Consider the following 541-nt stretch of genomic DNA (forward strand, 5'->3'; position numbering starts at 1 on the left):
CGAAGGCCTCGTTGGCCTGCTTCAGCGAGAGGCTGATGCGGCGGCGCTCGAGGTCGATGTCGATGACCTTGACGAAGATCTCGTCGTTGACCTGGACGACCTGCTCCGGGATCTCCACGTGGCGCTCGGCCAGCTCGGAGATGTGGACCAGACCCTCGATGCCCTCGTCCACCCGGACGAACGCACCGAACGGAACGAGCTTCGTGACCTTGCCCGGGACGACCTGACCGATCTGGTGCGTCCGGGCGAACTGCTGCCACGGGTCTTCCTGCGTCGCCTTGAGCGACAGGGAGACACGCTCGCGGTCCATGTCGACGTCGAGGACCTCGACGGTGACTTCCTGGCCGACCTCGACAACCTCGGACGGGTGGTCGATGTGCTTCCAGGAGAGCTCGGAGACGTGCACCAGACCGTCGACGCCACCCAGGTCCACGAAGGCACCGAAGTTGACGATCGAGGAGACGACGCCGGAGCGGACCTGACCCTTCTGCAGAGTCGTGAGGAACGTCTGGCGAACCTCGGACTGGGTCTGCTCCAGCCA

Annotated in this window: 1 protein-coding gene; it reads right to left on the bottom strand. The window is 65.1% G+C overall.

Annotated elements, in window-relative coordinates; all coding sequences use genetic code 11:
- Positions 1-541, bottom strand: a 541-nt coding sequence (locus tag N4G66_RS45280) for a S1 RNA-binding domain-containing protein (protein WP_261710166.1), incomplete at both ends; no start/stop codon positions are given.

The organism is Streptomyces rhizosphaerihabitans (assembly GCF_025399795.1).
GTDB classification, from domain to species: Bacteria; Actinomycetota; Actinomycetes; order Streptomycetales; family Streptomycetaceae; genus Streptomyces; species Streptomyces rhizosphaerihabitans.